We start from the raw sequence: 25519 nt of genomic DNA on the forward strand, positions 1-25519 counted from the left end.
CTTTCCACCATCCGCCAGGCCCTGGAGGCCGGCCGCTTCATGCGCTCACCTGTCGACATGGACGCATCGCCGGGAAAGGCCCAGGGGGAGGCCATCATCGGCAAGAGCCCGGCCATGCAGGAGGTGTACAAGGCCATCGGCCGCGTGTCGGCCACCGACGCCACCGTGCTTATTCGCGGCGAATCGGGTTCCGGCAAGGAACTCGTGGCCAGGGCGCTTTATCAGCACAGCATCCGGTCGCAAAAACCGTTTCTGGTGATCAACTGCGTGGCCATCCCCGACACCCTGCTGGAGAGCGAGCTGTTCGGTTATGAAAAAGGCGCTTTCACCGGCGCCACCCACCGCCGGGTGGGCAAGATCGAACAGGCCAGCGGGGGTACGGTGTTCCTAGACGAAATCGGGGATATGCCTTTTAACCTGCAGGCCAAAATGCTGCGCCTGCTCCAGGAGAAAAGCGTCGAACGGCTGGGTGGCCGGGAAACCCTCCCCGTGGACGTGCGCATTATCGCGGCCACCAACCGTGACCTGGAGCACCTGATCACCAAGGGCCAGTTCAGGGAGGACCTGTACTACCGGCTCAAGGTGATCACCATCTGGCTGCCGCCCCTTCGCGAACGCACCGGCGACATCCCGCTGCTGGCCAGCTATTTCATGACCCGCTTTGCCACGGAACTGGGCATCGAAAACCCGGGGATCACCCGGGAAGCCATGTCCATGCTTGTCTCCAGCCCATGGCCCGGGAATATTCGGGAACTGTCCAACACCCTGCAAAAGGCATTGATCTTCAACCGGGGCGCGCCGCTCAGCCTGGCGGATATCAGCCTGGCGACCGGCGGCGACGCCAAAAGCCACCATCTCAGCGAAGACGCCTGCGACGACAGCATCCGTTCCTGGATTCGCAACCTGCTTTCAAAGGGGGGGCAGGAGAACCTGTTCGAAAACTGCATGGATCATTTCGGCAGCGTACTGGTGGGAGAGGCTCTCAATCTGACCGGCGGCAATCGCTCCCAGGCGGCCAAGCTGCTGGGCATGTCCCGGCCGACGCTGCATGCCAAGATCGACAAATACGATCTGAAAATCGAAACCAGCGTCAGATAGATACAACGGATGACTGAGGCCAGAAGACAGAGGACGGAATGATGCGCAATCTATAATCACGGCGTTTCGGTTGATGGCGTTCAGGCGGGAATGGTAAATATGGCTTGCAACAGGAGCCGAGAAACGGCCGAAGAAAAGTGACTTCCTTCCCGCCTCGGTCTTCGGACCTCTGGTATCAGTCTCCTGTCTTCCGGCTTCAGTCCTCTGGCGTTCAGCCGGCCGGCACGACACCATTGGTGATCTGTGCGTAGGCGCTGTGGTTGTGAATGGATTCGAAGTTTTCGGCGCTGACGGAAAACCAGGTGATGTTATCGTCGGCCATCAGGCGTTCGGAAACGTCCCTGACCACATCCTCGACGAATTTCGGGTTGGAAAACCCCCGTTCGGTCACATTTTTCTCATCCACCCGTTTCAGCACCGAAAAGACATCGCAGGAGGCGCAGGACTCGACCATCTCGATCATGTCCTCCAGCCAGATAAACTTTTTGAATCGGGTTTGAAGCCGCACGATGCCGCGCTGATTGTGGGCGCCATGGTCTGAAATCTCCTTGGAACAGGGGCAGACCGAGGTGATGGGCACGTTGACTTCGGAAACCAAATCGATGTCGTTGCTGGAATTGCTCGATCCGGTAATCCGGCAGTTGTAGTCCATCAGCCCCGGTGCATGGCTCACCGGGGCCTGCTTTTCGATAAAATAGGGAAAACTCACCTCGATATGGGCCGAGGCGGCGTCCAGGTTCTTTTTCATGGCCTCCAGCAGCACGGAAAATTTCTTCAGCGAGATCTCCGGGTTCAACAGGTGAAGCATCTCGACGAACCGGCTCATGTGCGTGCCCTTGTACTCCTGGGGCAGGTCCACGTACATGTTGATCGAAGCGATAGTGCTCTGGGATCCGTCGCGGCGGTCCTTGACGCGTATGGGGTAGCGCAGGTTTTTAATGCCGACTTTGTCGATCGGGATATTGCGGTGATCCCGCTCGCTTTGTACATCTTTCATGGTCTGCCTGTTCGCTGGCGAATCAGCGCCTTACGTTTATTTCAGCAGGTAATCCATCTTCACATGGCTCATGGCCCGGTAGATGTTGCCCTTGATCTTGCGGTTGGTGCGGTAAAGTCCGTCCAGCATCGTTTTGATTTCCGAACGTTTGGTGTCACCGGCCGATGGACACGGATTGTCAAAAAGGGGAAATGCCTGAGACTTGGCAAAGCGCCGGATGCTGTTTTCATCGACCATCGCCAGCGGCCGGATCACGGTGAACCGACCGTTGAAGAGTTCCTGTCGCGGCACCATGGTGCTGATCTCCCCGGCATAGCATATGTTTAAAAAGAGCGTTTCGATGATGTCGTCTTTGTTATGTCCCAATGCCAGCTTGGTGCATCCCAGCCCGTCGGCGATTTCGAACAGCCGCTTGCGCCGCAGCCGGGAACACAGAAAACAGGGGTTTTCCCGGTTCTCGGCGCTGTGGGCGACGATGCCATGGTCGGTTCGATCAACCGTCAGGGCAAATCCCAGGTGCCGGCAGGTATCGCTCAACCCGTCGGTAAAACCACCCGGGAAACCGGGATCCACGTAGATGGGAAACAGCTCGTAGTGCACCGGCACGCGCTTTTGTCTTTCGGCCAGCGCCCACAACAAGGTCAGGCTGTCCTTGCCGCCGGACAGTCCCAGGGCGATGCGGTCGCCGTCTTCGATCATGCCGTAACGGTGAATGGCCTTTCCAACAAGGCTGTTCATTGCTTTGTATGTGTAGCTGTGCCGGGCCAAAATGAATATATCAGGATCGACGGGCTATTGATCGGCGTCGATCTTTTCCACGACTTTTCCGGCGGCGACTTCCCGAAGGGCGATGACAATATCCTCGTTTTTCGGGGAACTGACCAGGTATTCGGATCCTTCACGGATTTGCCGCACCCGTGCGGCAACCATATGAACCAGCTTGAAGCGGTTCGGTACTTTTTCCAGACAATCTTCAACAGTAATTCGTGCCACGTGAGTCCTCCTGTTTACAATATTTCCACCAGCTCGTAGACCCTTTTGCCAGCCGGTGCGTTGAGCACAATCTCTTCACCGGGTTTTTTGCCGATGATGGCCTTGCCCAGCGGTGAGGTGACCGAAATGCGCCCCTTTTCGATGTCGGATTCCTCGGGACCCACCAGTTGGTATTCCACCTCCTCGCCGGTATCCACATTTTCAAGCATCACCGTGCAGGCGAACACCGCTCGATCCTTGGGCAGGTTGTCCACGTCGATGATTTCTGCGTTTCCCAGTTTGTATCCCAATTCACTGAGCCGGCCTTCGATAAAGCCCTGGCGTTCCTTGGCTGCATGATATTCGGCATTTTCGCTGAGATCACCATGGGCGCGTGCCTCTTCAATGGCCCGGATCACAAGGGGCCTTTCGATGGATTTGAGATGTTCCAGCTCTTTTTTCAGCGTCTGGTAACCTTTTCGGGTCATGGGAATTCTTTCCAAAGGGCGACTCCTAAAATAATTCTCGTTTTCAGTTTTTTTTCCGTTACAGGCTTTACGTTAAATAATCGGAAAAGGCCGTATGGTAATACGGCAACGCCCGATAACGCAGTCCAAACGAATTGTCTTATAGCCTATAGCAGAAAAACAGATCCCCACGGCAAAGGCCATTGGGGAATCATGTGGTTCCGGATTCGAATTACGACAACGGGTTAACGGGCGCTTTTTGCCTGGTCGTTTTTTTTCATTCGCAGGTTGCCCCTGTTGCTACCATTTTCCTAAAATGCTGCTGCCGGCCTGGACACGGTCCCCGACCCCGACCCGGATGTCCGTCTCAGGGGGCAGGTAAATATCCAGCCGGGAACCAAAACAGATCATACCGAATCGCTGTCCCCGTTTCAACTCATCACCGGATTGCACACCGCAGATGATGCGCCGGGCGATTAGACCGGCAATCTGCACGAACCCTACCTTTTTGCCTTCCGGGCTCTCCAGCAGCAGGGCGTTGTGTTCGTTGTCGGTCGACGCCTTGTCGAGGTTCGCGGAAAAAAATTTTCCCGGGTTATAGGTTACCTGCCGGATCGTCCCCTCGTGGGGAACCCGGTTGACATGAACGTTGAAGACGGACATGAAAACACTGATTCGGGTGCAGGCGCCTACGAAGTATGGCGTCCGGTCCACCGGCTCCACTTTTATCACCTTGCCGTCGGCCGGCGAAACCACGATCCCCTCGCCGGTCGGTACCAAGCGATCCGGGTCCCTGAAAAAATAGCAGATGAAGCCGGTGGCAAAAAGTCCCAGGGCAGCCAGCCATCCAACGCCAAGCAACGCAAAAACAGCGGTGGCAAAAGCGGATGCGAATATAAACGGATATCCGGCCTTTGCCACTGGAAATGCGGTCTGACTGGGCGGATCGGACCAGTTCAATTGTGTCATTTCAAGCTCCCCGGCGCCGCTGACTGCCGGTAAAAGTCTTTTTCAAGCCTTTTATTAAAGGGTTATCTATATCCAATGCCTGCGTTCGTGTCAACAGCTACCCGACACCCGACATGAAAACAGACCCAACGCCTGCAAACCGGTCCCTGATGGGGCTGCCCGGGCCCGGCTGGTTCGGCACCCGGTTACTGGCCGGCCATTTGAACCTGGGCGTCGGATTTACGGACATATTCCGGGATCAGGGCATCGACCGGATCGACATCGTTTTGCTTGAACCGCACCGAGGCCAGCATGCCCACGGATGCGGCACGAATGACATGTTGCGTCGCATCGGCGAACCGGATGCCCGGGCAGCGTTCCTCGAAGACACCCCGGTAAAGAAGCGCACCGGAGCCGACCAGGATAGCCTTTTCCGGCAGTGCAGCTGCCGCCTTTTCCGGCGCGCCCACCGACACCCGATTTGCCGGTTGGGCAAACCCGCGGTAAAGGGCATAGTAAACCTCCCCGCGCCGCGCATCGATCATGGCAACCACCGGGCAATCGTTAAGGGCCAGCGGAAAGGCAAGTGCCGCCAGGCTGCTGACCCCGACCACCGGTGCCCGGGTGGCTGCGGCAAGTCCTTTTACCGTGCTGAGTCCGATGCGCAGCCCGGTAAAGGTTCCCGGTCCCCGGGTGACGGCGATGCCGCCGATATCATCGGGTTCGCAGGCGCATCTCTCGAGCACCCGGTGGATCATGGACACGAGATGGCGGGAATGGGTTTTTCCCGCGGTGTAAAGCTCCTCGGCAAGCAAACGGTCGCCACGGAACAGGGCCACGGAGCAACTGGTGGTGGACGTGTCGACGGCCAGAAGGTTCATGACCGGGCTTTACCAGCAGGCTTTTTTTTGGCCTTGGGGGCCTTGGCTTTTTTGGGGGGCGCGGGCTCCAGGGCGATCGCCAGGACCTCGTCCATGTTGCGCACGGGTACAAACTTGAGCTTGCGCTTGACGTTTTTGGGAATCTCCACGAGATCCCGCTTGTTCTTTTCCGGGATGATCACCGTACTTATGCCGGCACGAAGGGCTCCCAAGGCTTTTTCCTTCAATCCACCGATGGGCAGCACACGCCCTCTGAGGGTGATCTCACCGGTCATGGCCACATCCTTGTTGACGGGCCGTTCGGTCAGCGCCGAAATCAGGGCCGTGGCCATGGCGATGCCTGCCGAGGGGCCATCTTTGGGGATCGCGCCGGCCGGCACATGGATGTGGATATCCCGGTTGTCGAAGATCTCGTCCTTCACCTTGAACAGGTCGATATTGGCCCTGGCATAGCTCAGCGCCGCCCGGGCCGACTCCTGCATGACCTCACCCAACTGGCCGGTGAGGATCATCTCCCCTTTCCCGTTGATCAGCGAGGCCTCCACATACAGCACCTCCCCGCCGACCTGCGTCCACGCCAACCCGGTGGAGAGTCCCACCTGGCTGTGCTCCTTGTCCATCTCCGGATAGTACTTGGGGGGCCCGAGATATTTTTCCAGGGACTGCCGGGTCACCTGAAACGGCCCTTTCGCCCCTTCGGCAATTCGTCTTGCCAATTTCCGGCACAGGGTTCCTAACTCGCGTTCGAGGTTTCTCAACCCCGCCTCGGAGGTGTACTCGTTGATCACCTGGACGACGGCCGCATCACTGAAGCGGATCTGGCGGGGCCTGATGCCATTCTCCTTGATTTGGCGCGGTATCAGGTGGGTTTTCGCAATGGTCTTCTTCTCATCCTCGGTGTAGCCGGACAGGTTGATCACCTCCATGCGGTCCAACAGCGCCGACGGGATGGTATCCGAGATGTTGGCGGTCAGGATGAACATGACCTTGGACAGGTCAAAGCTGAGATTGAGGTAGTGGTCGCTGAATTCAAAATTCTGCTCGGGATCCAGTGCTTCCAGCAGGGCCGACGAGGGGTCGCCCCGAAAGTCGGCGCCCAGCTTGTCGATTTCATCCATCATGAACACCGGGTTGTTTGAGCCGGCCTGTTTCAACCCCTGGATGATCCGCCCGGGCAATGCCCCGATGTATGTGCGCCGATGTCCCCGGATCTCCGCTTCGTCCCGTATCCCCCCTAAAGAGATGCGCACGAACTTTCGTTTCATGGCATTGGCGATGGCCCGTCCCAGCGACGTTTTGCCCACTCCCGGAGGGCCGACGAAGCAAAGGATGGGCCCCTTGGTCTGGGGGTTGAGCTTGCGAACGCTCAGGTACTCCAGGATGCGGTCCTTGATGCGTTCCAGGCCGTAGTGGTCCGTGTCCAGCACGGACTTGGCCTTTTTGATGTCGATGACATCGGTCGTGGACTTGCTCCAAGGCAGTTCCACCAGCCAGTCCAGATAGGTTCGAACCACCGACGACTCTGCGGAATCGGGGTGCATTTGCTCGAGGCGGCGAAGCTGTTTCTCGGCTTCCGCCTTGGCATCCTGGCTCATCTTCGCGCGCTTGATCTTGCTTTTATACTCGTCGATCTCCTGGCTGCGCTCGTCCAGTTCCCCCAGCTCCTTGTGAATGGCCCGAACCTGCTCGCGCAGGAAATAGTCTTTCTGACTCTTGGATATTTCGTCCTTCACCTCGGACTGGATCTTGGCCTGCATGGCAGACAGTTCCACTTCGTGGAACAACAGGTCGTTGACTTTTTTAAGGCGCTGAAAGGGGTCGATGATTTCGATGATCGCCTGGGCTTCGTCGATTTTCAGGCGCAGGTTAGAGGCCACCAGGTCCGCCAGCCGGCCGGGATCGTCGATGCTGGTGAGAATGGACCCCACCTCGTTGGTGTACTCGCCCCGCAAGGTGAGAATTCTCTCGGAATACTCCCTCACGTTGCGCATCAGCGCCTCGGCTTCAAGATCAACGGTGGTGGATTCCGGCTCCTCGATGATGTCGATTTTAACGCGGAACAAGGATCGTTTGCGCACATACTTGGCAATCCTGGCCTTGGCGATACCCTGAACGAGCGCCTTGACACGCCCGTCCGGCAGCTTGAGCATCCGTAAAATACGGCTGACCGTTCCGATCTGGTAGATCTCTTCAGGCTTGGGGTTTTCGATGCCGGGGTCGATCTGGGTCGCCACAAACAGGTAACGGTCCTTCGAAATCGACTCTTCAATGGCGTTGACCGACTTTTCACGCCCCACGAACAGGGGCAGCAGCATATCCGTGAAGATCACCACGTCCCGCACCGGCATCATGGGAAGGATCGTTGGAATGGTCGCTTCCGGATCGTCCTCCTCGATAATGCTGATCAGATCATCTTTATCCGTTTCACCCATCTTGGCTCCTGAACCTATCAATACCCGATTTCAATAAACCCTCCCCGCGATCCCAATGAGCGGGGTTTGTGCGTCGCTCCGCCAAGCCGCGGGACATGTTGGGCCGGTACCCGCAACGATTCCCGGCATCGTAAGATGAACATCCCTTCTTCGATCGCCGACCGCTCCCGACGCAAGCGGTGGATAATGCAATGACTATCACGCCTCGCGACCCGGCCAGAACGCCCGTATCGAAAAATGTCTTATATAATAACACTTAATTTTTCTTTGACAATGGCAGGCCGGTTCTTTTAAGAAGCGTTAGCATCGTGGATGGAAACGCTTCGGCAACGGACCGACCTTTCGGGCCCACACGCAAAGACAGGCTGACATGACGACACCACTGGCGGTGAACATCCTGGCATTTATCTTCGGCGCCTGCATCGGCAGCTTTTTAAACGTCTGCATCTATCGCATACCGGCAGCCTTGTCCATCGTTCATCCGGGGTCGAGCTGTCCCCGCTGCAAAACGATGATCCCTTTTTACGACAACATCCCCATCCTCAGCTATCTGCTGCTGATGGGAAAATGCCGTAACTGCGCCGCACCCATTGCCATCCGCTACCCCCTTGTGGAGCTGTTGGGCGGGCTCTTCGCCCTGGCCTGCACCCTCTCCTTCGGCCCCACGCTGCACGCGCTGGCCGTTTTCGCCTTCATCGCGACCCTGATCGTGGTCACCTTTATCGACCTGGACCACCGCATCATTCCGGATTCGATCTCTCTGCCAGGGATCCCCCTCTTTTTCCTGGCCGCGCTTGCCGTCCCCAGCGTCACCTGGCGGGCCAGCGCCATCGGCATCGTGGCGGGCGGCGGAAGCCTTTTCGCCGTTGCCTGGATTTACCAGTCGATCACCGGACGGGAAGGAATGGGCGGCGGAGATATCAAGCTGCTGGCGATGATCGGCGCCATGGTCGGCTGGCAGGGGATACTGTTCACCCTTTTCGCCGCTTCGGCCATCGGCACCGTCGTCGGCCTGCTGGCCATGATCCGTTCCGGAAAAGGCATGCGGCTGGCCATTCCCTTCGGCCCCTTCCTGGCCATGGGGGCGGTCATCTACCTGTTTTCCGGCGAACGCCTGATTTCCTGGTACTTCAATTTTCTCCGGTAATCGGTTTGGACGTCAATCCCGCTCGTGCCCGTCCAGAAATGGCAGGCTGTGGTTCGGATCGGGACCGCAGGGATAGTAAATCCGCAGGCGTAGCAGCGCTGCGTCGAGGACGCCGATATTCCGGGAACGCAGAGCTGGACCACAAAATGCCGTTTCTGCATGGACACGGCCTACTGGATGGAGAGCAAATAGGTGCGCAGGTTGACTTTCTTGCCTTTGATGCCGAGCCGATCGCGGATGGCGTAGCGATATCCTTCGACCGTCCGGGTAGAGATGCCCAGCATGCGGGCGATCTCCTTGGCCTTTTTGCCCTGCTTGACCATGGTGGCCACCTTGATCTCAGTCGGTGTGAATCCGAGGTAATCGAAGGAAAGCTTGCGACTCAGCGGCGAAACGATTTCGTTGAGATTGGATTCCAGGATGTCGAGATAGGCTTTTTGCTTGGCGTTCAGCCCGCTTGTTTTCATCTTGTTCAAATAAGGACGGATCAGCGATTTGACATTGTAAAGAACCTTTTCCTCCAAGGCCTTGCGATCTTCGTCCCGCTTTTTCAAAAGCACCTTAAGCGCCGTGTTCACTTCAGACAGGTTGTCGGATCGAGACTCCAGTTCACGGCCCTTGGCCGCCAGCGCTTCCTTGCTTTTCATCTGGTCGGTGATATCGAAGATGATGCCGTTGACGTAGCTGTCTGGCTGCCCCTTGACACAGGTGGCAACGACATGCATCCAGCGCCATTGGGCCAGGGCACGATGAAAAATCCTGAACCGATGATTGAATTTGAGATCCGTGTAAGCCTTGGCGTAGGCGTAACGCAGCGCCTTTCGATCATCCGGATAAACCTGGAACCACTGGTCGACCGCCTGCGACGGGGTGATGCCGGCGATATCTTTTGCCGACGGACTGACAACAATCGCCTTCAACCGCCTGGGACGGACCGGATTCACCTGAAGCCGGAAGACGGCGAAATCCGAGGCGGTTTCCATGAGCAGCTGCTGGCTGGCGCGGCTCACGGCCAGGTCTTTCTGGATCTGGCGTTCGCGGGTGATATCGCGGCCGCAGCCGACAGTGCCGATCATCGTCCCGGATTCATCCAGAAGCGGCGCCTTGTGGACATCCAGCACCAGATATTGCCCGCGAACCAGTCCGTCCTCGACAAACCGCACGGCCTTTTGCTTGGCTTTGACGATCTCGTCTGAATTCTCACACACTTCGCCGAAGGTGTGCCGTTGGCCGTTCGCCCGTTCCAGGTCGGCGAAGTAGACGTCGTTCTTACCCACCACCGCCTCAGGGCTCTTACACATGAGCAGCCGTTCGCACAGGGCCCGGTTGGCGAACAGGTAGCGGTTATCCATGTCCTTGGCCCAGATCATATCCGGTGCATTATCGGCAATGCGCCGGGTCAGTTTGGCCAGCGCATCGAAATCCGCCTGTCGTTCGGCAAGCGACCGGCATAATTTCCGGTTCTCCGCTTCAAGGGTTTGAACCCGCCTTACCCATTCATCTCGACTCATCGTCTTTCCTATCGTCATATCATGCCTGATCCGTTTGATCGTGCCTGTCCCACCATGCCTGTTTTACGCTTCACCAGCCGGGTTGCTGCGTATTCGTCGTCACAGGAGACTTCGCCCTTCCTCCCGGGCCTCGTTTTCGAATTCGGACGATGGTCAGGCGATGCCGATAAACTCGAAATTCATCTTGGCCTGAAACTTCTCCACCCGTTTGAATATCTCCTTGAGCATGGTTTGTTCGATGTGGGTCAGTTTTTTGGGAGTAATGTAATTGTCCGGCTTTTGATTGTCATCCGTGACCGCAGTGATCTGCCTCACAAAACGAAGCTGCATGAGGAAGCTGTAAGCCTTTTCCAATTCTTCAAATTCCTGGAGAGAAATGACTTTCTTGATCCTGAGCTGATCGAGGCGTTCCAATGTATTGGTTTCATCGACCCCGTTTTTAAGCGCATACACCCGCGCAAAGTCAACGATGGGGGTCATGGCGCTCTTAATGTCGAAGGCATTGCGGTGACGACCCTTGGACTCCACCACAAAACTTCGAAAAAAACCAAGGGGCGGCTTGAAATGAAGGGCATTTTCGGTCATGTGCCGAAAAAACCCGGACCACCCATCCAGGGAGGCGAAAAGATGATTCCGCAATTCGGCAATCAGGGTTTTTTCACCGAATCCACACCGGAAATCAAAAAAAATGCTGGCCTGCAGAAGGTCCTCTGCTTCGGCAGCGTGGATCCAATCGCTGAAGTATCGCTTCCATTGGGAAACCGGTTGGCACCAGAGTGGATTTTTTGCCATGACATCACCGGTACAAAAATCGTAGCCGACCCGATCCAGGTAGGTGCAGGCGATGTCGCCGAATTTTAGAAAATACGCCTTCACCACCTCAGCGGCAGCCGGCTTCGGATCTTGATAAACGATGGCATTGTCCTGATCCGTTTTCAGGGTTTGCTCCTGCCGGCCTTCGCTGCCCAGAATCATGAAGGCGAAGGGTGCCGGAGGCGGACCCATCGCATCCAGGGTCATGGACATCAGCTTATTTAAAATCGCGTCGGACACCGTGGTGATAAAGCGGGTCACATTTTTGGCCGTGGCGCCGCTGTGGATAAGGCTGCGAACCAATCGGGGCAATTGCTGATGCTTTTCGATGATAATATCCAGGCCGGTCGCCATCTGAATTTCGCGCAGCAGAAACAGCGGGGATTGCCCCTGGTAGGCTAAGATGTCCTTGCTGGACAGCATGCCAATAATGTTTTCGGCGGCATCCCTGATGCCCAGATGCTGAAAATCCTCCTCCATCATGGTCATCATGGCCTCGAAAACCAGCGCTTTATCCGATATCGTTCGCAGCGGTGCCGACATGATGCTGCCCACCGGCTGATCGATGGAAAGTCCGCACGCAATCACCTTGCGGGCAAAATCCCTTTCGGTGACAATGCCCACCTGTTCCGGATCATTCGAACGAATGACCGCATAGCTGCTTTTCTGCCGCATCATGGTACCGGCGGCATCCTTTATGGAGTCTACGGCATCGCAGAAAACCGGATTGCGTGAATAGATCTGAGACAGGGGCTGGTTGAAAAACTGAAGGCTGCCCTCTTGTGGCTGCAAGGTTTTGGCAATTATCGCTGCGTATGACCGGCTGAGCATCCGCTTCCCGAAGGTGTCGGAGAAAAAGTCGGAGAATACGCTGTATTTCTCACATAGTTCGAAAAACACACGGCTGGGCAGCACACAAAAGGTGGAGTCTTCGATCACCTCCAGGGTGCGCACAGCCAGCCCGTCATTCAGGAGCATGGAGATACCGCCGAACAGATCACCTTCGGACAGCAAGTCACGCATCTTCTTGGCGCCTTTTTCTTCAAAATACCGTTCCGCGGCACCTTTTTGAAGCATGTACAAGTATCCTACGCGTGTCTTTCCCTGGACAAAAGCGACGGTCCCCCGCGGGTAGGTAATGCGTGAGAGTGCTTGGGCGGCGCGATCCAGTTCATCTTCGGGCAGGAAGGTAAAGGGATCGATGGCGGACAAAAAAAGACGCGCCTGGACGACCCAGGTAATGGCATCCAAGGATTTATCAAAGATGTTATTGCTGAAATTGGCCAGAAAATATTCATAAAAGGCCTTGTTCTTCGTACATATCTCCATGATCACGCTGTCCGGTATGGAGATGGCGTGCAAATCGGTGTCCACCTTGGCCGTCCGCAGGGATATGCCGGCATTCAACATCACCGAAATCCCGCCGAAGACCTCTCCCTGCTTGATATATCCGCTCAATTCCGGTTCCCCGTGATCGTCCTGATAGAGAGAAAGTTGACCTCTCATGATCACCAGCACATTTTCGATGCGGGTCTTTCCCTGCGTGGAAACCGGGTGGCCCTTCGGAAGATGGATCAGTTCGGCTTTGGACACGACCAGGTCGAGTTCTTCCTTGGTGAGAAATGAGAAATGAGGCATGCTGGAAAGAAAACGAAAAATGCCGTCTTTCATCGGGTCATCCTTGTCTTAAAGATGTGAAGGACCGTGTCGAAGAATCAAAATGGGACGATCGACCGGTTCTTGCAATAGCCGATCATCGGTTGCAAAGATTAAACCATCAACACCAAGCAATGTCAACTTCCAGATGTTGGCGATATCATGGTATTCAGGGATGTTATACAATCAACGAGTCGGCAGCGGCAAGCCAGGATCGGCCCACCGTCAATAGGGATAGAAGGCCTCTGGGAGGGGCGATCCAGCACCATCCAAAATCGACGGGTTGATGGCGCTGGAAGGAAGGAATGATTGGTTTACAATGGCTGTGCCATTTTCCGGGCGACTTCCCTGAATGCTTCCGAGACGGGGGAATTCGTGTGCGTTTGCTGATAGGAGACACCGGCATCTGTGCATTCCACCATCTTCGGATCAAATGGAATTTTTCCAAGAAAAGGAATTCCCGTTGCATTAGCGGTCTTTTCCCCGCCACCGGATCCGAAAAGATCAATCACCGAATCGCAGTGGGGACAGGCAAGTCCACTCATGTTCTCAATGAGGCCGTAAATTTCCATCTTGACCGTTTTGCAGAAGTTGATCGACTTTCTGACATCCGCCAGTGAGACTTCCTGGGGGGTAGTGACAATGATGGCCTTGGCATCGGGAATGGTTTGGGCCACGGTCAGCGGCTCGTCGCCGGTTCCCGGAGGAGCATCGATAATCAAAAAATCAAGGTCGCCCCACGCCACATCACCGATAAACTGCTGGATGGCAGAGTATTTGACCGGACCCCGCCAGATGATCGCCTCATCTTTGGTGGGCGTCAGCGACTCGATGGAGACGGCGCTCAAGTGCTTCGAATAGCGCATGGGGTTGAGTTTCCGGTTGGCGCTCAGATCGAGCATCCCGGAAAGCCCCAGCATTCGGGGAACATCGGGGCCATGAAGGTCGACATCCATGATCCCCACCTGGCGGCCCATGCCCGCCAGGGTCAGCGAGAGATTCACAGCGGTGCTGGTTTTTCCGACACCGCCCTTGCCGCTCATGACAATAAACTTGTGTTTGATGCGCCCCAGCGCACCCTTGACATCTGCGTCTCTTTTGGCTTGGGAATGGGCTTGTCGACCGGCGCCTCCCATGCTGCTTTGAATTTGTACCATCCATTGTCTCCAGACCAGCCCGCCACGGCCGCTCACCGGATCAGCGACCGGCGGTTGCTTTCGAAAGACGGCGCTGTCGTAAATGTGGACTGCCGTTTCGATCGGTCACTGGCTCAGAAAACGGTGGAAGTCATCCTGCCCGCACCCGGGGCATTCTTCCGGTCGGCCGGTTCCCAAAGGCTCTTCCCACTGATGTTGACATTTCCGGCACGAGAACCGGCGTTGTTCGTCAACCATTTTGTAATTTCCGCCATCGATTTTAATGGCTTTTCCATTGATCAGCGCATCGGCCACTGTCTGCCTGGCCTTGTGGAGGATCCGGCCGAACGTCGCCCGCGAGACCCCCATGCATTGCCCGGAATCTTCGTGCGACAACCCATCCAGGTCGGCAAGCCGGAGCGCTTCCCGTTCATCCACAGTAATGCACACCTCATCAAGGTCAAGCATGGGGATGCCGCGTGGCTTAAAAAAACTAATTTTAGGATTGAATGCCACGAGTCGGTCTTTTCTGGGTCTTCCCATGAGCCCTCCATTAAAGCATAGGTTCGGTTACAAGCGGTTATTTTTTACCGGTCTACCTATCCAAGCCGATTTTCCCCGGCGGCAGGTAAGGACGGCAAGACGCCAACGATAAGCAGGCAAGGTGTGGTGTCTAATTTCTACCAGTCGGAGGTTGTCGGCCGCGTCGATCGAAAGCTATCAGCGGGGCCGATTGGGGCCGGTGTTCGAGCCAGGGATTTCCGGCGGTTCCGGTTTCGGGTTGACCAGGGTGAAGTAATCACGCGAGTCTTTCACGAAAAGCCAATAGGTGCCCACGATCGTACACAACACCACCGCCACGCATAGCATGGTTGAAATAGTATTATGGGGAGTCACGATAAAATAAAAGAAGTCATTGAGCACGATAAAGATATTCCCCACCACCACCAGCGCCCTGGCCCATTTTTTGATCAACAGATGCAGAAAACATAAACAAAGGCTGACAACCGCCATCTTCATGATGTCTTTGTCTGAAGCCGTCAGCGCCTCTTCGGCCCAGAACAGCGAGTAGATGAAGACCGGATGGCTGACCCAGGCCACAACCAGAAAGGCGAAGCTTTTTTTGAAACTGGCGGGAGACTCGCTGAAACGGGCAAAGTAATCATTCATCAGAGGCTTGCTTACTCCATCGGGTTAACATCGCTGGAAGACCCACCATGGTGGGACTGGTTTTCAGTCGTCGGGTGAACTCACCGTGAGCGTCTGGCCCACATGGATCACCGCCTGCTCATTCAATTTATTGATCGATCTCAGTTTTTCGACCGACAGGTTATACCGCCGGCTGATACTGAAGAGGGTATCACCGGCGGCCACCGTGTGGGTCTTTACCGCCGCCGCCTTCTTTACCGGCGGTGGACTGACCGGAGCAGCCGGTGTTGCCGCCCCCTTTTCAAGATCGCCGACCTTCTTCAGGGTTTCGTCGACTTTCTTCTGCAGGGCATCCAGGCTCATCGCCAGGTGGTCCATTCTCAGGGACATGGAGGCTTCCGATCGATCAAACCGGGTTTTAAACGTTTCAAACGACTTGGCCTGTTCCCAGATGCGGGTAACTTTTTCATCGACGCCATCGTACTTTTCCAGGCGCTGTTCCAATAGTTCGATCTTTTGCTCCAGTGCACGAATGTGCGCCGGGTCGCCGGGTTCGTCGACATCAGAAAAAAGAAGCATCACCAGCAGCACGACGCCGACGGCGCCGGCGATGCCGATTCCCCAATACAGATATCGCACTGGATTGCCCGAAAGAATGGCGGTCTTCTTCAAGCCCTTCTCCTTAAATGAAGCGTAGCCGTCATCTTCATAGTAGGGATCGCTTTTCTCCGGTGTTGCGGTTTCACCGTCACCCGTATCTTTCCACTTCATTGCCGTGCCTCCACAGCGTCCGTTGACCTGATTGTGAGGGTTTAAGAAATGCCCAATGAATTTACCTCTCTATAAACCAAAAGGGTAATGGACATCAACCCCAATTCGATTGTTTTTAGCACGCGGGATCCGTTCTCCCGCTCCTGCAGGCAATGCTCACGACGCCTGACGCGTCCCCGACGGATGCGCCGGTCGGCAGGCATGCGTCACCGGTCCATGGCCGATTGCTTGCTGGGAAAACGCCCCCCGCCGGCATCCGGGTGGGCGCGCTTCAGCCGGTCGTTCAAGCCATCGGCAGCCGGTTCAGCACCGTCATTCAGCAGCCGGCAAGGCGCGCGTCTCCGTATTGACCTGTCCACGCATTTCAATTATGGTTGATCCATCTTATTCATCTGACGCGCAGGAAACGACCATGGCTGACCACTCACATCGTTTTATCGAAGAATTCGAAGGTTTTATCGGATTCGGTCTCAACCCTGAATCCGACATGGACACCGTGACCTATTATCTCCAGAAATTTTCAGATGACCAGTTGATGGCACTGCTCAGGACGCGGCTGACCGACGAAGACCGCCAGGCCATCTTTGATCTGCTTTCGGGCCTGTTGCGAAAGCATCTCACCGAGGCTGAATATCACCGCCATTTCTTGAAAGACGACCATCGACCCTAAGACCCAACGGAAACAACATGCTCACCGACACGCAACTGGAACGCTACGCCGACGTATTGCTGTGGGGACTGACGACCGCACGCAGCAAGCCGTTCAAAAAAGGCGATGTGGTATTGGTCCGTTTTAACCTGGACGCCGTTCGCCTGGCGGAAATCCTTGAATGCCGGATCCTCGAGATGGGATGGAACCCGGTGCGCCGCATGAACCCGACCCCTGAGATGGAAAAGCATTTCTTTGGTCTGGCCAACCGCCGGCAGCTGGTCTTTGACCCGCCCGGAGAAGCGGAGCTCTACCGGAATCTCAATGGTTCCATTTTCCTCCACGCCCCGGCGTCGATCACCCACTTGAGCACCATCGATCCGAAAAAAATAAGCCGGTTCACCCTTTCCAAAAAATTCTTGCGGGATATCCTTGAAGAGCGCGAACAGGCCGGACGCTTCAGCTGGACCCTGTGTATGCTTCCCACAGCCGAACTGGCCCGCCACGCCGGTCTGGCAGACGGAGACTATGACAAGCAAATCGTCAGGGCCTGTTTTCTGAACCGGCGCGATCCGGTGGAACAATGGAAAGCGGTATATAAAAATGCCGCAGCCATCAAAAAGTGGATGAACAGCATGACGGTAAAGTACTACCATGTCGAGTCGGAAACGGTTGATCTGAAGATCACGCCGGGTGAACAGCGACGATGGATCGGCATCTCCGGCCACAACATACCCAGCTTCGAGCTGTTTGTCTCACCGGATTGGCGGGGGACCAGCGGGGTGTATTATGCCAATCAGCCCTCGTACCGCAGCGGGAACCTGGTCAAGGGGGTGAAACTGACGTTCAAAAAGGGGGCGGCGGTAGCTGTTGCTGCCCAATCCGGCGGCGATTTCGTCCAGAAACAGCTGAAAATGGACCGCGGTGCGTCCAGACTCGGCGAGTTCTCGCTGACCGACAAGCGGTTTTCTAAGATCAACCGGTTTATGGCCAACACCTTGTTCGATGAAAATTTCGGCGGTCGTTGGGGGAACTGCCATGTGGCTCTGGGTGCCAGCTATGCAGATACCTACAGCGGGAATGTGCAGACGCTCACCAAAGAAAAAAAGGCCCGGCTGGGGTTCAATGATTCGGCGCTTCATTGGGATCTGGTCAACACCGAAAAGAAACGGGTGGTGGCCCACCAGGCCGACGGCCGCCGGACGACCATCTATGAAAATGGATGCTTCACGTATTAGCAGTTGTCAGGCCGCATAAAGCCGGTTCACGCCGCCCGTGAAGTCAGCTTTTCAGCCGTTTCCATGAGGCGTTGGAGGTGGAAGGGCTTGGGCAGCACCCGATCGAACAGGTGGTTGGCCAGCTTCCAGGGCGTGCCGGACATACCGATCACGGGCGTGCGGTTCCGCGGTGAATTACGGATGTGATCGACGACCCGGTTGCCGTCCGTTTCCGGCATACAGACGTCGGTGATCACCAAGTCGAAATTGCCCGCGTCAAACTTATCGATCCCCTTCATTCCGTTTTCCGCGGTTTCGACCGAATAGTTCAGTCGCAGCAGGGCCTGCTCAACGAGCTGGAGGATCATCACTTCGTCGTCGATCAATAGAACCTTACGCATAGGCAATACCTGATTGGATGGTTTTCCGTGGATATAGCGTGGACCGGAACGGATCGTTCCTAACCCAACCGGTGGAGTTTGTCAACACCATGTGGTATCTTTATTAATGACATACCACAATATATTGTAAATATTGAACCTTTAGCCACCTTCCGCGGCTTGCTGCGGAATAGGTCCAGCGGTCGGTTTGAAATCGATTTGCGGATGGCTTGGCCACCCAGGCGCACCGGTTCTCGGGACCCCTGCTTCGCGCCCCCAGGCAAACGGGGAATGCGCTCGCTGTCGCGATTCAAAACAACCGCTTACCATCGAAACCACGGTCGCCGCCATTTGGAACCGGCAGCAAGAACGACAAAAAAAGCCCGGCAGTTGTTTGCCAGGCTTTTGGGGTGTCGACAGGGGGCTTCGAAAGCGTTAGACTTTGTATTTACCGAAATCCTCGGGGGAGAGCGTTTCAAGATATTTGGCCCACTTTTTCCCCTCTTCGCTGTCGTCCAGGACCTCTCCGGTGGGCTTGCCGCCTTGCGATTTTTCCATTACCCGCTCGTCCACGAAGATGGGCGCGTGAAAACGCAGAGCCAGGGCGATGGCATCACTGGGACGGGCATCCATGGTAAATGACCGCTCTTCCGACGCAAAGTGGATCTCTGCGTAGAACGTATTCTCCTTCAGGTCGCAAATGTCGATCCGGTTGATGTGGACATTGAGCACCTGGGTCAGGTTCTTGAACAGATCATGGGTCATGGGCCGGTCAAATTGAATATCCTGAAGGGCCGATGCGATGGAGGTCGCCTCGAGCAGACCGATCCAAATGGGCAGGGTTTTATCCCCTTCTTCGGTTTTCAAAAGGATAATGGGAGTATTTGACGCGGGATCCATGGCCAGCCCCGCGATGTTTACCTTATGCAGCAATGGTCGTCTCTCCTTTTCCCGGTGCGGCGTTCTTGGGTTGGCGAACCAGCCGCCCCCACAGCGAGTGGGCGTGGGCTCCCTCTATCATTATATCCGCAAAGGTCCCTGTCAACAGTTCTTTCTTGGCCAACAGGTCGTCGGGAACGTCAAAATGGATGATGTGGTTGGATGACGCACGCCCAGACCATCGGGTGGGCGGGGATACGCTGTCGCTGTCATCGGATTTGAGCCCCCGGCTGGGGCCTTCCACCAGAATCTGAAGGGTCCGGCCGACGATGGCCTGGTGCTTCTCCCAGGTGATTTTTTCCTGAAGATCGAGCAGCGCCTGCAATCGCTCATGTTTGACCGATTCGGCGATCTTGCCGGAAAAGGCGCTGGCCGGTGCGCTGGGCCGATCCGAGTACATGAATGCGAAGAGCCCGTCGTAACGGACCGTTTCGATCAGATCCAGCGTGGCCTGGAATTGACCGTCCGTTTCACCGGGAAAACCCACGATAAAATCAGAGGTGATGGCGATGTCGGGGCATGCCGACCTGAGCCCGTCGATCTTCTCGAGGTAGGCGCTGCGGGTATACTTGCGATTCATGCGCTTCAATATGCCGTCGTCACCGGATTGCACCGGCAGGTGAATGTGGTGGCACAGTTTTTCAAGGCGGCCGAACGTGCGGATCAGATCGCCGGAAAGGTCTTTGGGATGGGAGGTGGTAAAGCGGATCCGCTTCAATCCGGCGACGTCGTTGACCCGCGCCAGCAATTCGGCAAAGCTGCAAAGCCCCTCTTTGCTTCCATAGCTGTTGACGTTCTGGCCCAGCAGGGTCACCTCCCGCACACCCTGTTCCACTCGCATGCGGACCTCTTCAATGATGCGCTCCGGATGGCGGCTGGCCTCCCGACCGCGCACATGGGGCACCACACAATAGGTGCAGTAGTTGTCGCACCCGCGCATGATGGTGACGAAGGCCGACACCTGGCCGTCGGAAACCGGACCGGCCACCGGACCATCCGCGTCGATGGTGTCCGACAGGCGCACATCCACGATGCGGCACCGGGAGGATTCGATGCGACGAACCATTTCGGGCAGGCGGAAAATCGCGTGGGTCCCGAAAACCAGGTCCACATGGGGCATGCGTTTTAAAATGGATTCGCCTTCCTGCTGGGCCACGCAACCGCCGACGGCCACGATCAGGGACGGTTTGGCGAGCTTGATTTTGGCCAGGCGACCGAGAAAGCTGAAAGCCTTCTGCTCCGCTTTCTCACGGATGGTGCAGGTGTTGACGACCACCATGTCCGCCGATTCGATCGCATCGGTCCCGGTATATCCCAACGGCGCCAGCACACCGGCGATCTGATTGGCGTCGTACACGTTCATCTGGCAGCCGATGGTGCTGATATGCAGCAGTTTTGACTTCATCAAAAAAATCGATCCCTTCTGTTCAACGGCCACTTATCCGTTTTTCCCGGCCGGCCATCTATAATGATCGTCAGCAGATCCGTCCGTTTCCGCATCGCCGACCGCAACCACCTCCACCTCGCCGCCAAGGCCGGTCATGACCCCTTCCACCATTGTTTCACCGCCCGGCGCGATGACCACCTGAACCAAGCCCTGTCGGGGGTCCAGGGTGGACACGACGGCCATATTGTCATAGGCCTCGAGAATAAATTTGACGAAACTGATCTGAGACCGGTCCACCCGGTAAACGCGTCGGGTCGTTTTCACAGTCACCACCTATCATTTGGCCGTTGCCGTTGACAACCCGAAACCGGCATCACGGTGTTTCTTGCTTGTCTGGATACGGTTAATAAGATATGCCCCATCCATGGAAAAACAATGGCAGACCATCGATCCGGACCCGGAAACGGTTCGCCGCCTGTCCGATCAGGTTCAATGCAGCCCGCTTATCGCGAGGCTTCTGGCCATCCGGGGCATTCAATCCAAGGTCCAGGCCACCCGATTCCTTCATCCGTCGTTGAGCGATCTTACCCCGCCAATGGAACTGGCGGGCATGCACGAAGCGGTCCTGAGAATCCACCGGGCCATGGAGACCGGCGAAAAAATTCTCGTATTCGGCGATTACGATGCCGACGGGGTCACCGCCACTGCGGCACTGGTCGGCTTTCTCAGGCACTGCGGTGCCCGAGTCGGCTATTACATTCCCCACCGGATTGCCGACGGCTACGGTCTGGGGGCCGACTTCATCAACAACCGGGCGATCCCGGCCGGCGTCGGCCTGATCATTACCGCGGACTGCGGTTCAGGCAGCGGTGACGCCGTGTCTTTGGCCCGGCAGGCCGGTATCCACACCATCGTCACCGACCATCACCCGGTTGCCCGCATTCCCGGTGATGCCGTTGCCGTGATCAACCCCACCCGGCCGGAATGCCAGGCGAACCTTGCTCACCTGGCTGGCGTGGGCGTGGCCTTTTACCTGGTCATCGCCTTGAGGACCCACCTGAGAAAAGCAGGGTTTTGGAAAAACCGCCGTGAACCCAATTTGAAGCAGCTGTGCGATTTAGTGGCAGTGGGCACTGTCGCCGACGTCGCGCCCCTGATCGCTGAAAACCGGGCACTGACCACCGCCGGCCTTCGACAGATCAATCAGGGTGCCCGGCCCGGCATTGCCGCATTGATGCGCATGAGCGGCCCAGCGGACACCCCGACGGACGCGGAAGCCATCGCGTTCAGACTGGCCCCCCGTCTCAACGCGGCCGGTCGCCTGGTCCATGCCCGCATGGCCTGCGAGTTGCTGCTCACCGACAACCGGCATAAAGCCGACCGCCTGGCCAGGGCCCTTTGCCGGCTGAACAACCGGCGGCAATCCATGGAGCAGGACCTGCTGGAAACGATCCTGGAACGCCTGCCCCGCTCGCCGGGGCAGACGACTCAGCCGGTGCTGGTATTGGACGGTAATCGCTGGCATGAGGGAATTCTGGGCATTGTCGCTTCCCGCCTTGCCCGTCAGTTCAATCGCCCAACGGTCGTGATCAGCACCCGTAACGGCGTGGGCAAGGGATCGGCCCGCAGCATCGACGGCATAGACCTGTCGGCGGTCCTGGAACGATGTGCGGATCTCCTGGATCGATTCGGTGGCCATCCCCTGGCGGCGGGGTTGTCGCTTTCCACTGCCAATATCCCCGCATTCAGGAGTCGCCTGGAGACCATTGTCGATCAAATGACGGCCGATCGCGGTGCGCAACCGGCGGCACTGACGATCGATGCCCACGTGCCGCTGGAGGCCATCACGCCGGATCTGATGCACAATCTGGAGCGCCTTGAGCCATTCGGTCAGGGAAATCCGTACCCGCTTTTCATGGACAGCGGGGTAAGGGTGCACGCCAGCAAAACCGTCGGTGACCGCCACCGCCAGATGCTTCTGGAAAGCGGGTCGGGGAAGGGTGGGAAACACCCGGCCATTCAGTTCAACGTCCCGGGTATGCCGCCGGGGGTGAACCGGTTGAGGAAAATCGCCTATCGGCCCCAATGGAATTACTGGAACGGCAGAAAAAGCCTTCAATTGATCGTCGAAGGAACCGACCCGGAATCCTGATGCGTGATTCATCCCGAAGTAAAATGGACAAACGCCTGCAGTGGCAAACCCTTCGCATCGATTTTTTAATCGGTGCTTTACTTTTTTGTCTTGCAATGGCCCGGATATCTTTCTTATAAAGAGTCAGTCGAAAGGCAGGTATCCATCCATTAACCACAGGTGAACATCCATGGCAAAAGTTTTCAGACCCAGCAATCGCGAGTCCAGTATTCTTTCCCGAATCGAATCTTCGAAAGAGCATGCCAGACGCGCGGCTATCAATATCGTAAGGGAAGATCCGACCCGCTTCGCCAACCCCATCGCCATGAAGCTGGTGGAAGAGCACCTGGTGGAAACCACCAATAAAAATGCCCTGGAAGAACAGCTTCTCAAGTGTCTGGATACGCTCTGCCATGCCGATGAGTTCGATGTGGACTACCAGATCGCCCCTTTCAGGAATCTGGTTCAGCAGCCCAACGTGGTCAGCCTTTTTGTGACCGCCTTCGTCATCGAAAAACTGATCAACCACAAATCGGTGGTGGACATTTTCGGGTCGGACGCAGACATCTACCTCTGCGTGCACAAGCAGGTTGCCAAGCTGCTTCCCTGAGCGAAGCCATGGCCCCCAGTTTCCTTCCCCGGCTGGTCAACGGTCCGTTTGAAGATCCTGCCCTGTTCGTCCCCTTCCGGTTTCAACACCGCGCACTGCTCTTCGACCTGGGCGACATCGCGTCCCTGCCAGCCCGTGACCTTCTCAAAGTCACCCACATTTTTGTATCGCATACGCACATGGATCATTTTGTGGGGTTCGACCGGCTGCTGCGCATCTTCCTCGGCCGGGACAAGAACCTTTTCCTGTGGGGGCCGCAGGGGTTCCTGGAAAACCTGGAGGGAAAACTGGCGGGTTACTGCTGGAACCTGGTGGAAAATTACCAGAACCGATTCATTCTTCAAGCCACCGAACTGCATCCGAACCGGGCCTTCGTCAAAAGCTACGCATGCCGAACCGGTTTTACCGCCGAGGGTGCCATCCGGGAAGTGTCCTTTGACGGTACCGCCCTGGCCGAACCGGGGTTAACGGTGAAAGCGGTTCACCTGGACCACGGCATACCCGTATTAGGGTTTTCCCTGCACGAACGGTTTCACATCAACATCATCAAAAGGCAGTTGGACAACCTGGAATTGGCACCGGGCCCCTGGCTGAACCGCTTCAAGGCCATGATCCACCGTGGCGCTGACCCGCAGACATCCGTGGCGATTCCATCAGCCCACCATCCCGGTGTCGACTTACGGTTTCCCCTGGGCGAACTGCAATCGGCCATTGCGCGCATCACACCGGGCCAAAGCCTGGCCTACGTGGCCGACGCCGCCGGAACCGGCGAGAATGTAGAAAAAATTAAACATCTTGCGGCTGACGTGGATCATCTGTTCATCGAGGCGGCTTTCTCTCACGTCCACCGGGAGATCGCCGTACGCAAACGTCATCTTACCGCCCGCCAGGCAGGTGAAATCGCCCGTGCCTGCCGGGTGAAGCAATACCACCTGTTCCACTACTCTCCCCGCTACACGGACTGTCCCGGAATGTTGCCGGCGGAAGCGCAAAACGCCTTTGAGGGGCGTCCGGCAGCGGCAGATGATGCCTGAGCCCGTCGGCAGCGGTCATTCGTCGACCCGTTGTCCCCTGGCGCCAAATCATTCCATCCGTCCCTATCCCTTCGCTTTTCACCGGTCGGCCGTGATCGATCCGGTGCCGAGCGGCACCGGCGGCGCCATGGTCTCCTGAATACGGTAGAAGGAATCCCGTCTTGCCGGTGTAAAACCGCTCCGTCGGATGATCGTGACGACCGTGTCAACAGTGGCCCGGCGGTCGTGGCCGGCCTCTTTGTGGACATGTTCTTCCACCAGCACGCCGCCAAAGTCATCCGCGCCGGCCAGAAGGCCCAGCTGTCCGGCAGAAATGTTTTCCGAAAACCAGGATGACTGAATGTGGGGGAAATTATCCAGCACCAGGCGTGCCACGGCTATGATCCTCACGTATCTGGCCGGGTGGGCGGAATGTTTCACGTGTTGGGACAGGGGTGTCCGGCCCGGCTTGAATGACCAGGGGATAAAACTGGTAAATCCCGACGTGAGGTCCTGAAGGCTGCGCAGCCTAAAGAGGTGGTCGATGATGTCATCGTCGGTTTCCACATGGCCGAACATCATGGTGGCCGTGGTCTTGAATCCGATGCGATGGGCCTTTTCACAGACATCCAGCCACTGGTCGGTAGTGGCCTTGCGCGGGGCGATGACCCTGCGTACCGCTTCGGTGAGAATTTCGGCACCCCCGCCGGGTATGGTTCGAATACCGGCCTCCCACAGCGTCTGCAGCACGTCGGTCACGGCGCATTTCTCCCGATCGGCCATGAAAACGATCTCCGCCGGGCTGAATGGATGGATGTGCACATGCGGGCAAGCGCTGCGAATGGCCGCAATATAGGCCTGCCAGTCTCCAAGTGCGACGGCTGGATTGTGTCCGCCCTGGAGCAGCACCGTTGTCGCCCCTTTGGCGGCGGCAACAGCCACCTTTTCCGCCACCTCCCGCGGGCTGAGCAGATACGCGTCTGCATCGTTGGTCTTGCGGCAGAAGGCGCAAAAGGCACAGCCGGTCACGCAGACATTGGTGTAATTGGGATTGGTGTCCACCACAAAGGTAACCGTGCCGTCGGGAAAACGTCGCCTTCGCTCCTGGTGGGCCATATTCATCAGCTGTCCCATCGGTAAATCGGCGAGCAGTTCCAGTGACTGCTGTCGGTCGTATCGTGTCTTGTTGATTTCCGGTCTTTCCATCGCTGCCGC

Annotated in this window: 25 protein-coding genes; 7 read left to right on the top strand and 18 right to left on the bottom strand. The window is 56.7% G+C overall.

What is annotated here, in order from left to right; all coding sequences use genetic code 11:
* On the top strand, positions 1-1098 hold a 1098-nt coding region (locus ACZCED_RS10600; RefSeq protein WP_464860761.1), incomplete at its 5' end, for a sigma-54 interaction domain-containing protein.
* Between the two features lie 211 nt (positions 1099-1309).
* On the opposite strand, the gene folE2 is transcribed toward ACZCED_RS10600, so the two are convergent.
* The 7 genes from folE2 to lon form a co-directional block, all read right to left on the bottom strand.
* Entirely contained in the window at positions 1310-2095 is a 786-nt protein-coding gene (gene folE2 / locus ACZCED_RS10605; protein ID WP_462970463.1) for a GTP cyclohydrolase FolE2, read from the bottom strand.
* A gap of 36 nt (positions 2096-2131) precedes the next feature.
* Complete coding sequence (locus tag ACZCED_RS10610) at positions 2132-2833, bottom strand: PP-loop family protein (RefSeq protein ID WP_462970464.1); 702 nt, start codon at positions 2831-2833, stop codon at positions 2132-2134.
* 54 nt (positions 2834-2887) lie between these two features.
* Positions 2888-3088 (bottom strand): DNA-directed RNA polymerase subunit omega, encoded by a 201-nt coding sequence (gene rpoZ, locus ACZCED_RS10615; protein WP_462970465.1) that lies wholly within the window; start codon positions 3086-3088, stop codon positions 2888-2890.
* A 14-nt stretch (positions 3089-3102) separates the two neighbouring features.
* Positions 3103-3570, bottom strand: a complete 468-nt coding sequence (gene greA, locus ACZCED_RS10620; protein ID WP_462970466.1) for a transcription elongation factor GreA — start codon at positions 3568-3570, stop codon at positions 3103-3105.
* A gap of 264 nt (positions 3571-3834) precedes the next feature.
* Complete coding sequence (locus tag ACZCED_RS10625; RefSeq protein ID WP_462970467.1) at positions 3835-4503, bottom strand: phosphatidylserine decarboxylase family protein; 669 nt, start codon at positions 4501-4503, stop codon at positions 3835-3837.
* 185 nt (positions 4504-4688) lie between these two features.
* On the bottom strand, positions 4689-5363 hold the full coding sequence (gene tsaB / locus ACZCED_RS10630; protein ID WP_462970468.1) for a tRNA (adenosine(37)-N6)-threonylcarbamoyltransferase complex dimerization subunit type 1 TsaB: 675 nt from the start codon (positions 5361-5363) through the stop codon (positions 4689-4691).
* Positions 5360-7795, bottom strand: coding sequence for an endopeptidase La (lon, locus tag ACZCED_RS10635; protein WP_464860762.1), 2436 nt, complete (start codon positions 7793-7795; stop codon positions 5360-5362). Before lon ends, tsaB begins: the two co-directional genes overlap by 4 nt.
* Before the next feature lie 370 nt (positions 7796-8165).
* On the opposite strand from lon, the gene ACZCED_RS10640 reads away from it, so the two are divergent.
* Complete coding sequence (locus ACZCED_RS10640) at positions 8166-8942, top strand: prepilin peptidase (protein WP_462970470.1); 777 nt, start codon at positions 8166-8168, stop codon at positions 8940-8942.
* Between the two features lie 170 nt (positions 8943-9112).
* Here ACZCED_RS10640 and ACZCED_RS10645 read toward each other — a convergent pair whose 3' ends face one another.
* The 6 genes from ACZCED_RS10645 to ACZCED_RS10670 all read right to left on the bottom strand — a co-directional run bounded on the left by ACZCED_RS10645 (position 9113) and on the right by ACZCED_RS10670 (position 15978).
* Positions 9113-10453: a PAS domain-containing protein gene (locus ACZCED_RS10645; protein ID WP_464860763.1), complete on the bottom strand. Its 1341-nt coding sequence runs from the start codon at positions 10451-10453 to the stop codon at positions 9113-9115.
* Positions 10454-10606: 153 nt separating this feature from the next.
* Positions 10607-12937, bottom strand: coding sequence for a DUF294 nucleotidyltransferase-like domain-containing protein (locus tag ACZCED_RS10650; RefSeq protein WP_464860764.1), 2331 nt, complete (start codon positions 12935-12937; stop codon positions 10607-10609).
* Between the two features lie 299 nt (positions 12938-13236).
* Positions 13237-14079, bottom strand: a complete 843-nt coding sequence (locus tag ACZCED_RS10655; protein ID WP_464860765.1) for a P-loop NTPase — start codon at positions 14077-14079, stop codon at positions 13237-13239.
* 105 nt (positions 14080-14184) lie between these two features.
* A complete protein-coding gene (locus ACZCED_RS10660; protein ID WP_462970474.1) occupies positions 14185-14601 on the bottom strand; it encodes a DUF134 domain-containing protein in 417 nt (138 codons plus the stop codon).
* A 177-nt stretch (positions 14602-14778) separates the two neighbouring features.
* Complete coding sequence (locus tag ACZCED_RS10665) at positions 14779-15228, bottom strand: hypothetical protein (protein WP_462970475.1); 450 nt, start codon at positions 15226-15228, stop codon at positions 14779-14781.
* A gap of 63 nt (positions 15229-15291) precedes the next feature.
* The gene (locus ACZCED_RS10670; RefSeq protein WP_462970476.1) at positions 15292-15978 is read right to left on the bottom strand and encodes a LysM peptidoglycan-binding domain-containing protein; all 687 of its coding nucleotides are present in this window, start codon (positions 15976-15978) and stop codon (positions 15292-15294) included.
* Positions 15979-16390: 412 nt separating this feature from the next.
* Between ACZCED_RS10670 and ACZCED_RS10675 the strand changes: the two genes are divergently transcribed.
* Both ACZCED_RS10675 and ACZCED_RS10680 read left to right on the top strand, forming a co-directional pair.
* On the top strand, positions 16391-16648 hold the full coding sequence (locus ACZCED_RS10675; protein ID WP_462970477.1) for a cytoplasmic protein: 258 nt from the start codon (positions 16391-16393) through the stop codon (positions 16646-16648).
* A 17-nt stretch (positions 16649-16665) separates the two neighbouring features.
* Positions 16666-17865 (top strand): aminopeptidase, encoded by a 1200-nt coding sequence (locus ACZCED_RS10680; RefSeq protein WP_462970478.1) that lies wholly within the window; start codon positions 16666-16668, stop codon positions 17863-17865.
* Between the two features lie 26 nt (positions 17866-17891).
* Here ACZCED_RS10680 and ACZCED_RS10685 read toward each other — a convergent pair whose 3' ends face one another.
* The 4 genes from ACZCED_RS10685 to ACZCED_RS10700 all read right to left on the bottom strand — a co-directional run bounded on the left by ACZCED_RS10685 (position 17892) and on the right by ACZCED_RS10700 (position 20874).
* Positions 17892-18245, bottom strand: coding sequence for a response regulator (locus ACZCED_RS10685; RefSeq protein ID WP_462970479.1), 354 nt, complete (start codon positions 18243-18245; stop codon positions 17892-17894).
* Positions 18246-18659: 414 nt separating this feature from the next.
* Complete coding sequence (locus tag ACZCED_RS10690; protein ID WP_462970480.1) at positions 18660-19157, bottom strand: bifunctional nuclease family protein; 498 nt, start codon at positions 19155-19157, stop codon at positions 18660-18662.
* On the bottom strand, positions 19147-20568 hold the full coding sequence (gene miaB / locus ACZCED_RS10695) for a tRNA (N6-isopentenyl adenosine(37)-C2)-methylthiotransferase MiaB (protein ID WP_464860766.1): 1422 nt from the start codon (positions 20566-20568) through the stop codon (positions 19147-19149). Before miaB ends, ACZCED_RS10690 begins: the two co-directional genes overlap by 11 nt.
* Positions 20569-20601: 33 nt before the next feature.
* Positions 20602-20874, bottom strand: a complete 273-nt coding sequence (locus ACZCED_RS10700; protein ID WP_462970482.1) for a DUF4911 domain-containing protein — start codon at positions 20872-20874, stop codon at positions 20602-20604.
* 100 nt (positions 20875-20974) lie between these two features.
* Here ACZCED_RS10700 and recJ point away from each other — a divergent pair, with 100 nt between their 5' ends.
* From recJ to ACZCED_RS10715, 3 genes are all read left to right on the top strand, one after another.
* A complete protein-coding gene (recJ, locus tag ACZCED_RS10705; protein ID WP_462970483.1) occupies positions 20975-22702 on the top strand; it encodes a single-stranded-DNA-specific exonuclease RecJ in 1728 nt (575 codons plus the stop codon).
* Positions 22703-22871: 169 nt separating this feature from the next.
* On the top strand, positions 22872-23291 hold the full coding sequence (locus ACZCED_RS10710) for a hypothetical protein (protein ID WP_462970484.1): 420 nt from the start codon (positions 22872-22874) through the stop codon (positions 23289-23291).
* A gap of 8 nt (positions 23292-23299) precedes the next feature.
* On the top strand, positions 23300-24325 hold the full coding sequence (locus tag ACZCED_RS10715) for a ribonuclease Z (protein ID WP_464860767.1): 1026 nt from the start codon (positions 23300-23302) through the stop codon (positions 24323-24325).
* Positions 24326-24403: 78 nt separating this feature from the next.
* Here ACZCED_RS10715 and mqnC read toward each other — a convergent pair whose 3' ends face one another.
* Complete coding sequence (mqnC, locus tag ACZCED_RS10720) at positions 24404-25510, bottom strand: cyclic dehypoxanthinyl futalosine synthase (RefSeq protein ID WP_462970486.1); 1107 nt, start codon at positions 25508-25510, stop codon at positions 24404-24406.
* Between the last annotated feature and the right edge of the window lie 9 nt (positions 25511-25519).

The organism is Desulfosarcina sp., assembly GCF_055467485.1.

Bases quoted from the DNA above. Each gene is read 5' to 3' on its own strand.
- lon (WP_464860762.1), bottom strand. From the start codon at position 7,795: ATGGGTGAAACGGATAAAGATGATCTGATCAGCATTATCGAGGAGGAC.
- ACZCED_RS10675 (WP_462970477.1), top strand. From the start codon at position 16,391: ATGGCTGACCACTCACATCGTTTTATCGAAGAATTCGAAGGTTTTATC.
- ACZCED_RS10625 (WP_462970467.1), bottom strand. From the start codon at position 4,503: ATGACACAATTGAACTGGTCCGATCCGCCCAGTCAGACCGCATTTCCA.
- ACZCED_RS10610 (WP_462970464.1), bottom strand. From the start codon at position 2,833: ATGAACAGCCTTGTTGGAAAGGCCATTCACCGTTACGGCATGATCGAA.
- mqnC (WP_462970486.1), bottom strand. From the start codon at position 25,510: ATGGAAAGACCGGAAATCAACAAGACACGATACGACCGACAGCAGTCA.
- ACZCED_RS10685 (WP_462970479.1), bottom strand. From the start codon at position 18,245: ATGCGTAAGGTTCTATTGATCGACGACGAAGTGATGATCCTCCAGCTC.
- ACZCED_RS10670 (WP_462970476.1), bottom strand. From the start codon at position 15,978: ATGAAGTGGAAAGATACGGGTGACGGTGAAACCGCAACACCGGAGAAA.
- miaB (WP_464860766.1), bottom strand. From the start codon at position 20,568: ATGAAGTCAAAACTGCTGCATATCAGCACCATCGGCTGCCAGATGAAC.
- ACZCED_RS10665 (WP_462970475.1), bottom strand. From the start codon at position 15,228: ATGAATGATTACTTTGCCCGTTTCAGCGAGTCTCCCGCCAGTTTCAAA.
- ACZCED_RS10655 (WP_464860765.1), bottom strand. From the start codon at position 14,079: ATGGTACAAATTCAAAGCAGCATGGGAGGCGCCGGTCGACAAGCCCAT.
- ACZCED_RS10660 (WP_462970474.1), bottom strand. From the start codon at position 14,601: ATGGGAAGACCCAGAAAAGACCGACTCGTGGCATTCAATCCTAAAATT.
- ACZCED_RS10715 (WP_464860767.1), top strand. From the start codon at position 23,300: ATGGCCCCCAGTTTCCTTCCCCGGCTGGTCAACGGTCCGTTTGAAGAT.
- folE2 (WP_462970463.1), bottom strand. From the start codon at position 2,095: ATGAAAGATGTACAAAGCGAGCGGGATCACCGCAATATCCCGATCGAC.
- ACZCED_RS10650 (WP_464860764.1), bottom strand. From the start codon at position 12,937: ATGAAAGACGGCATTTTTCGTTTTCTTTCCAGCATGCCTCATTTCTCA.
- tsaB (WP_462970468.1), bottom strand. From the start codon at position 5,363: ATGAACCTTCTGGCCGTCGACACGTCCACCACCAGTTGCTCCGTGGCC.
- recJ (WP_462970483.1), top strand. From the start codon at position 20,975: ATGGAAAAACAATGGCAGACCATCGATCCGGACCCGGAAACGGTTCGC.
- ACZCED_RS10640 (WP_462970470.1), top strand. From the start codon at position 8,166: ATGACGACACCACTGGCGGTGAACATCCTGGCATTTATCTTCGGCGCC.
- ACZCED_RS10680 (WP_462970478.1), top strand. From the start codon at position 16,666: ATGCTCACCGACACGCAACTGGAACGCTACGCCGACGTATTGCTGTGG.
- ACZCED_RS10645 (WP_464860763.1), bottom strand. From the start codon at position 10,453: ATGAGTCGAGATGAATGGGTAAGGCGGGTTCAAACCCTTGAAGCGGAG.
- ACZCED_RS10710 (WP_462970484.1), top strand. From the start codon at position 22,872: ATGGCAAAAGTTTTCAGACCCAGCAATCGCGAGTCCAGTATTCTTTCC.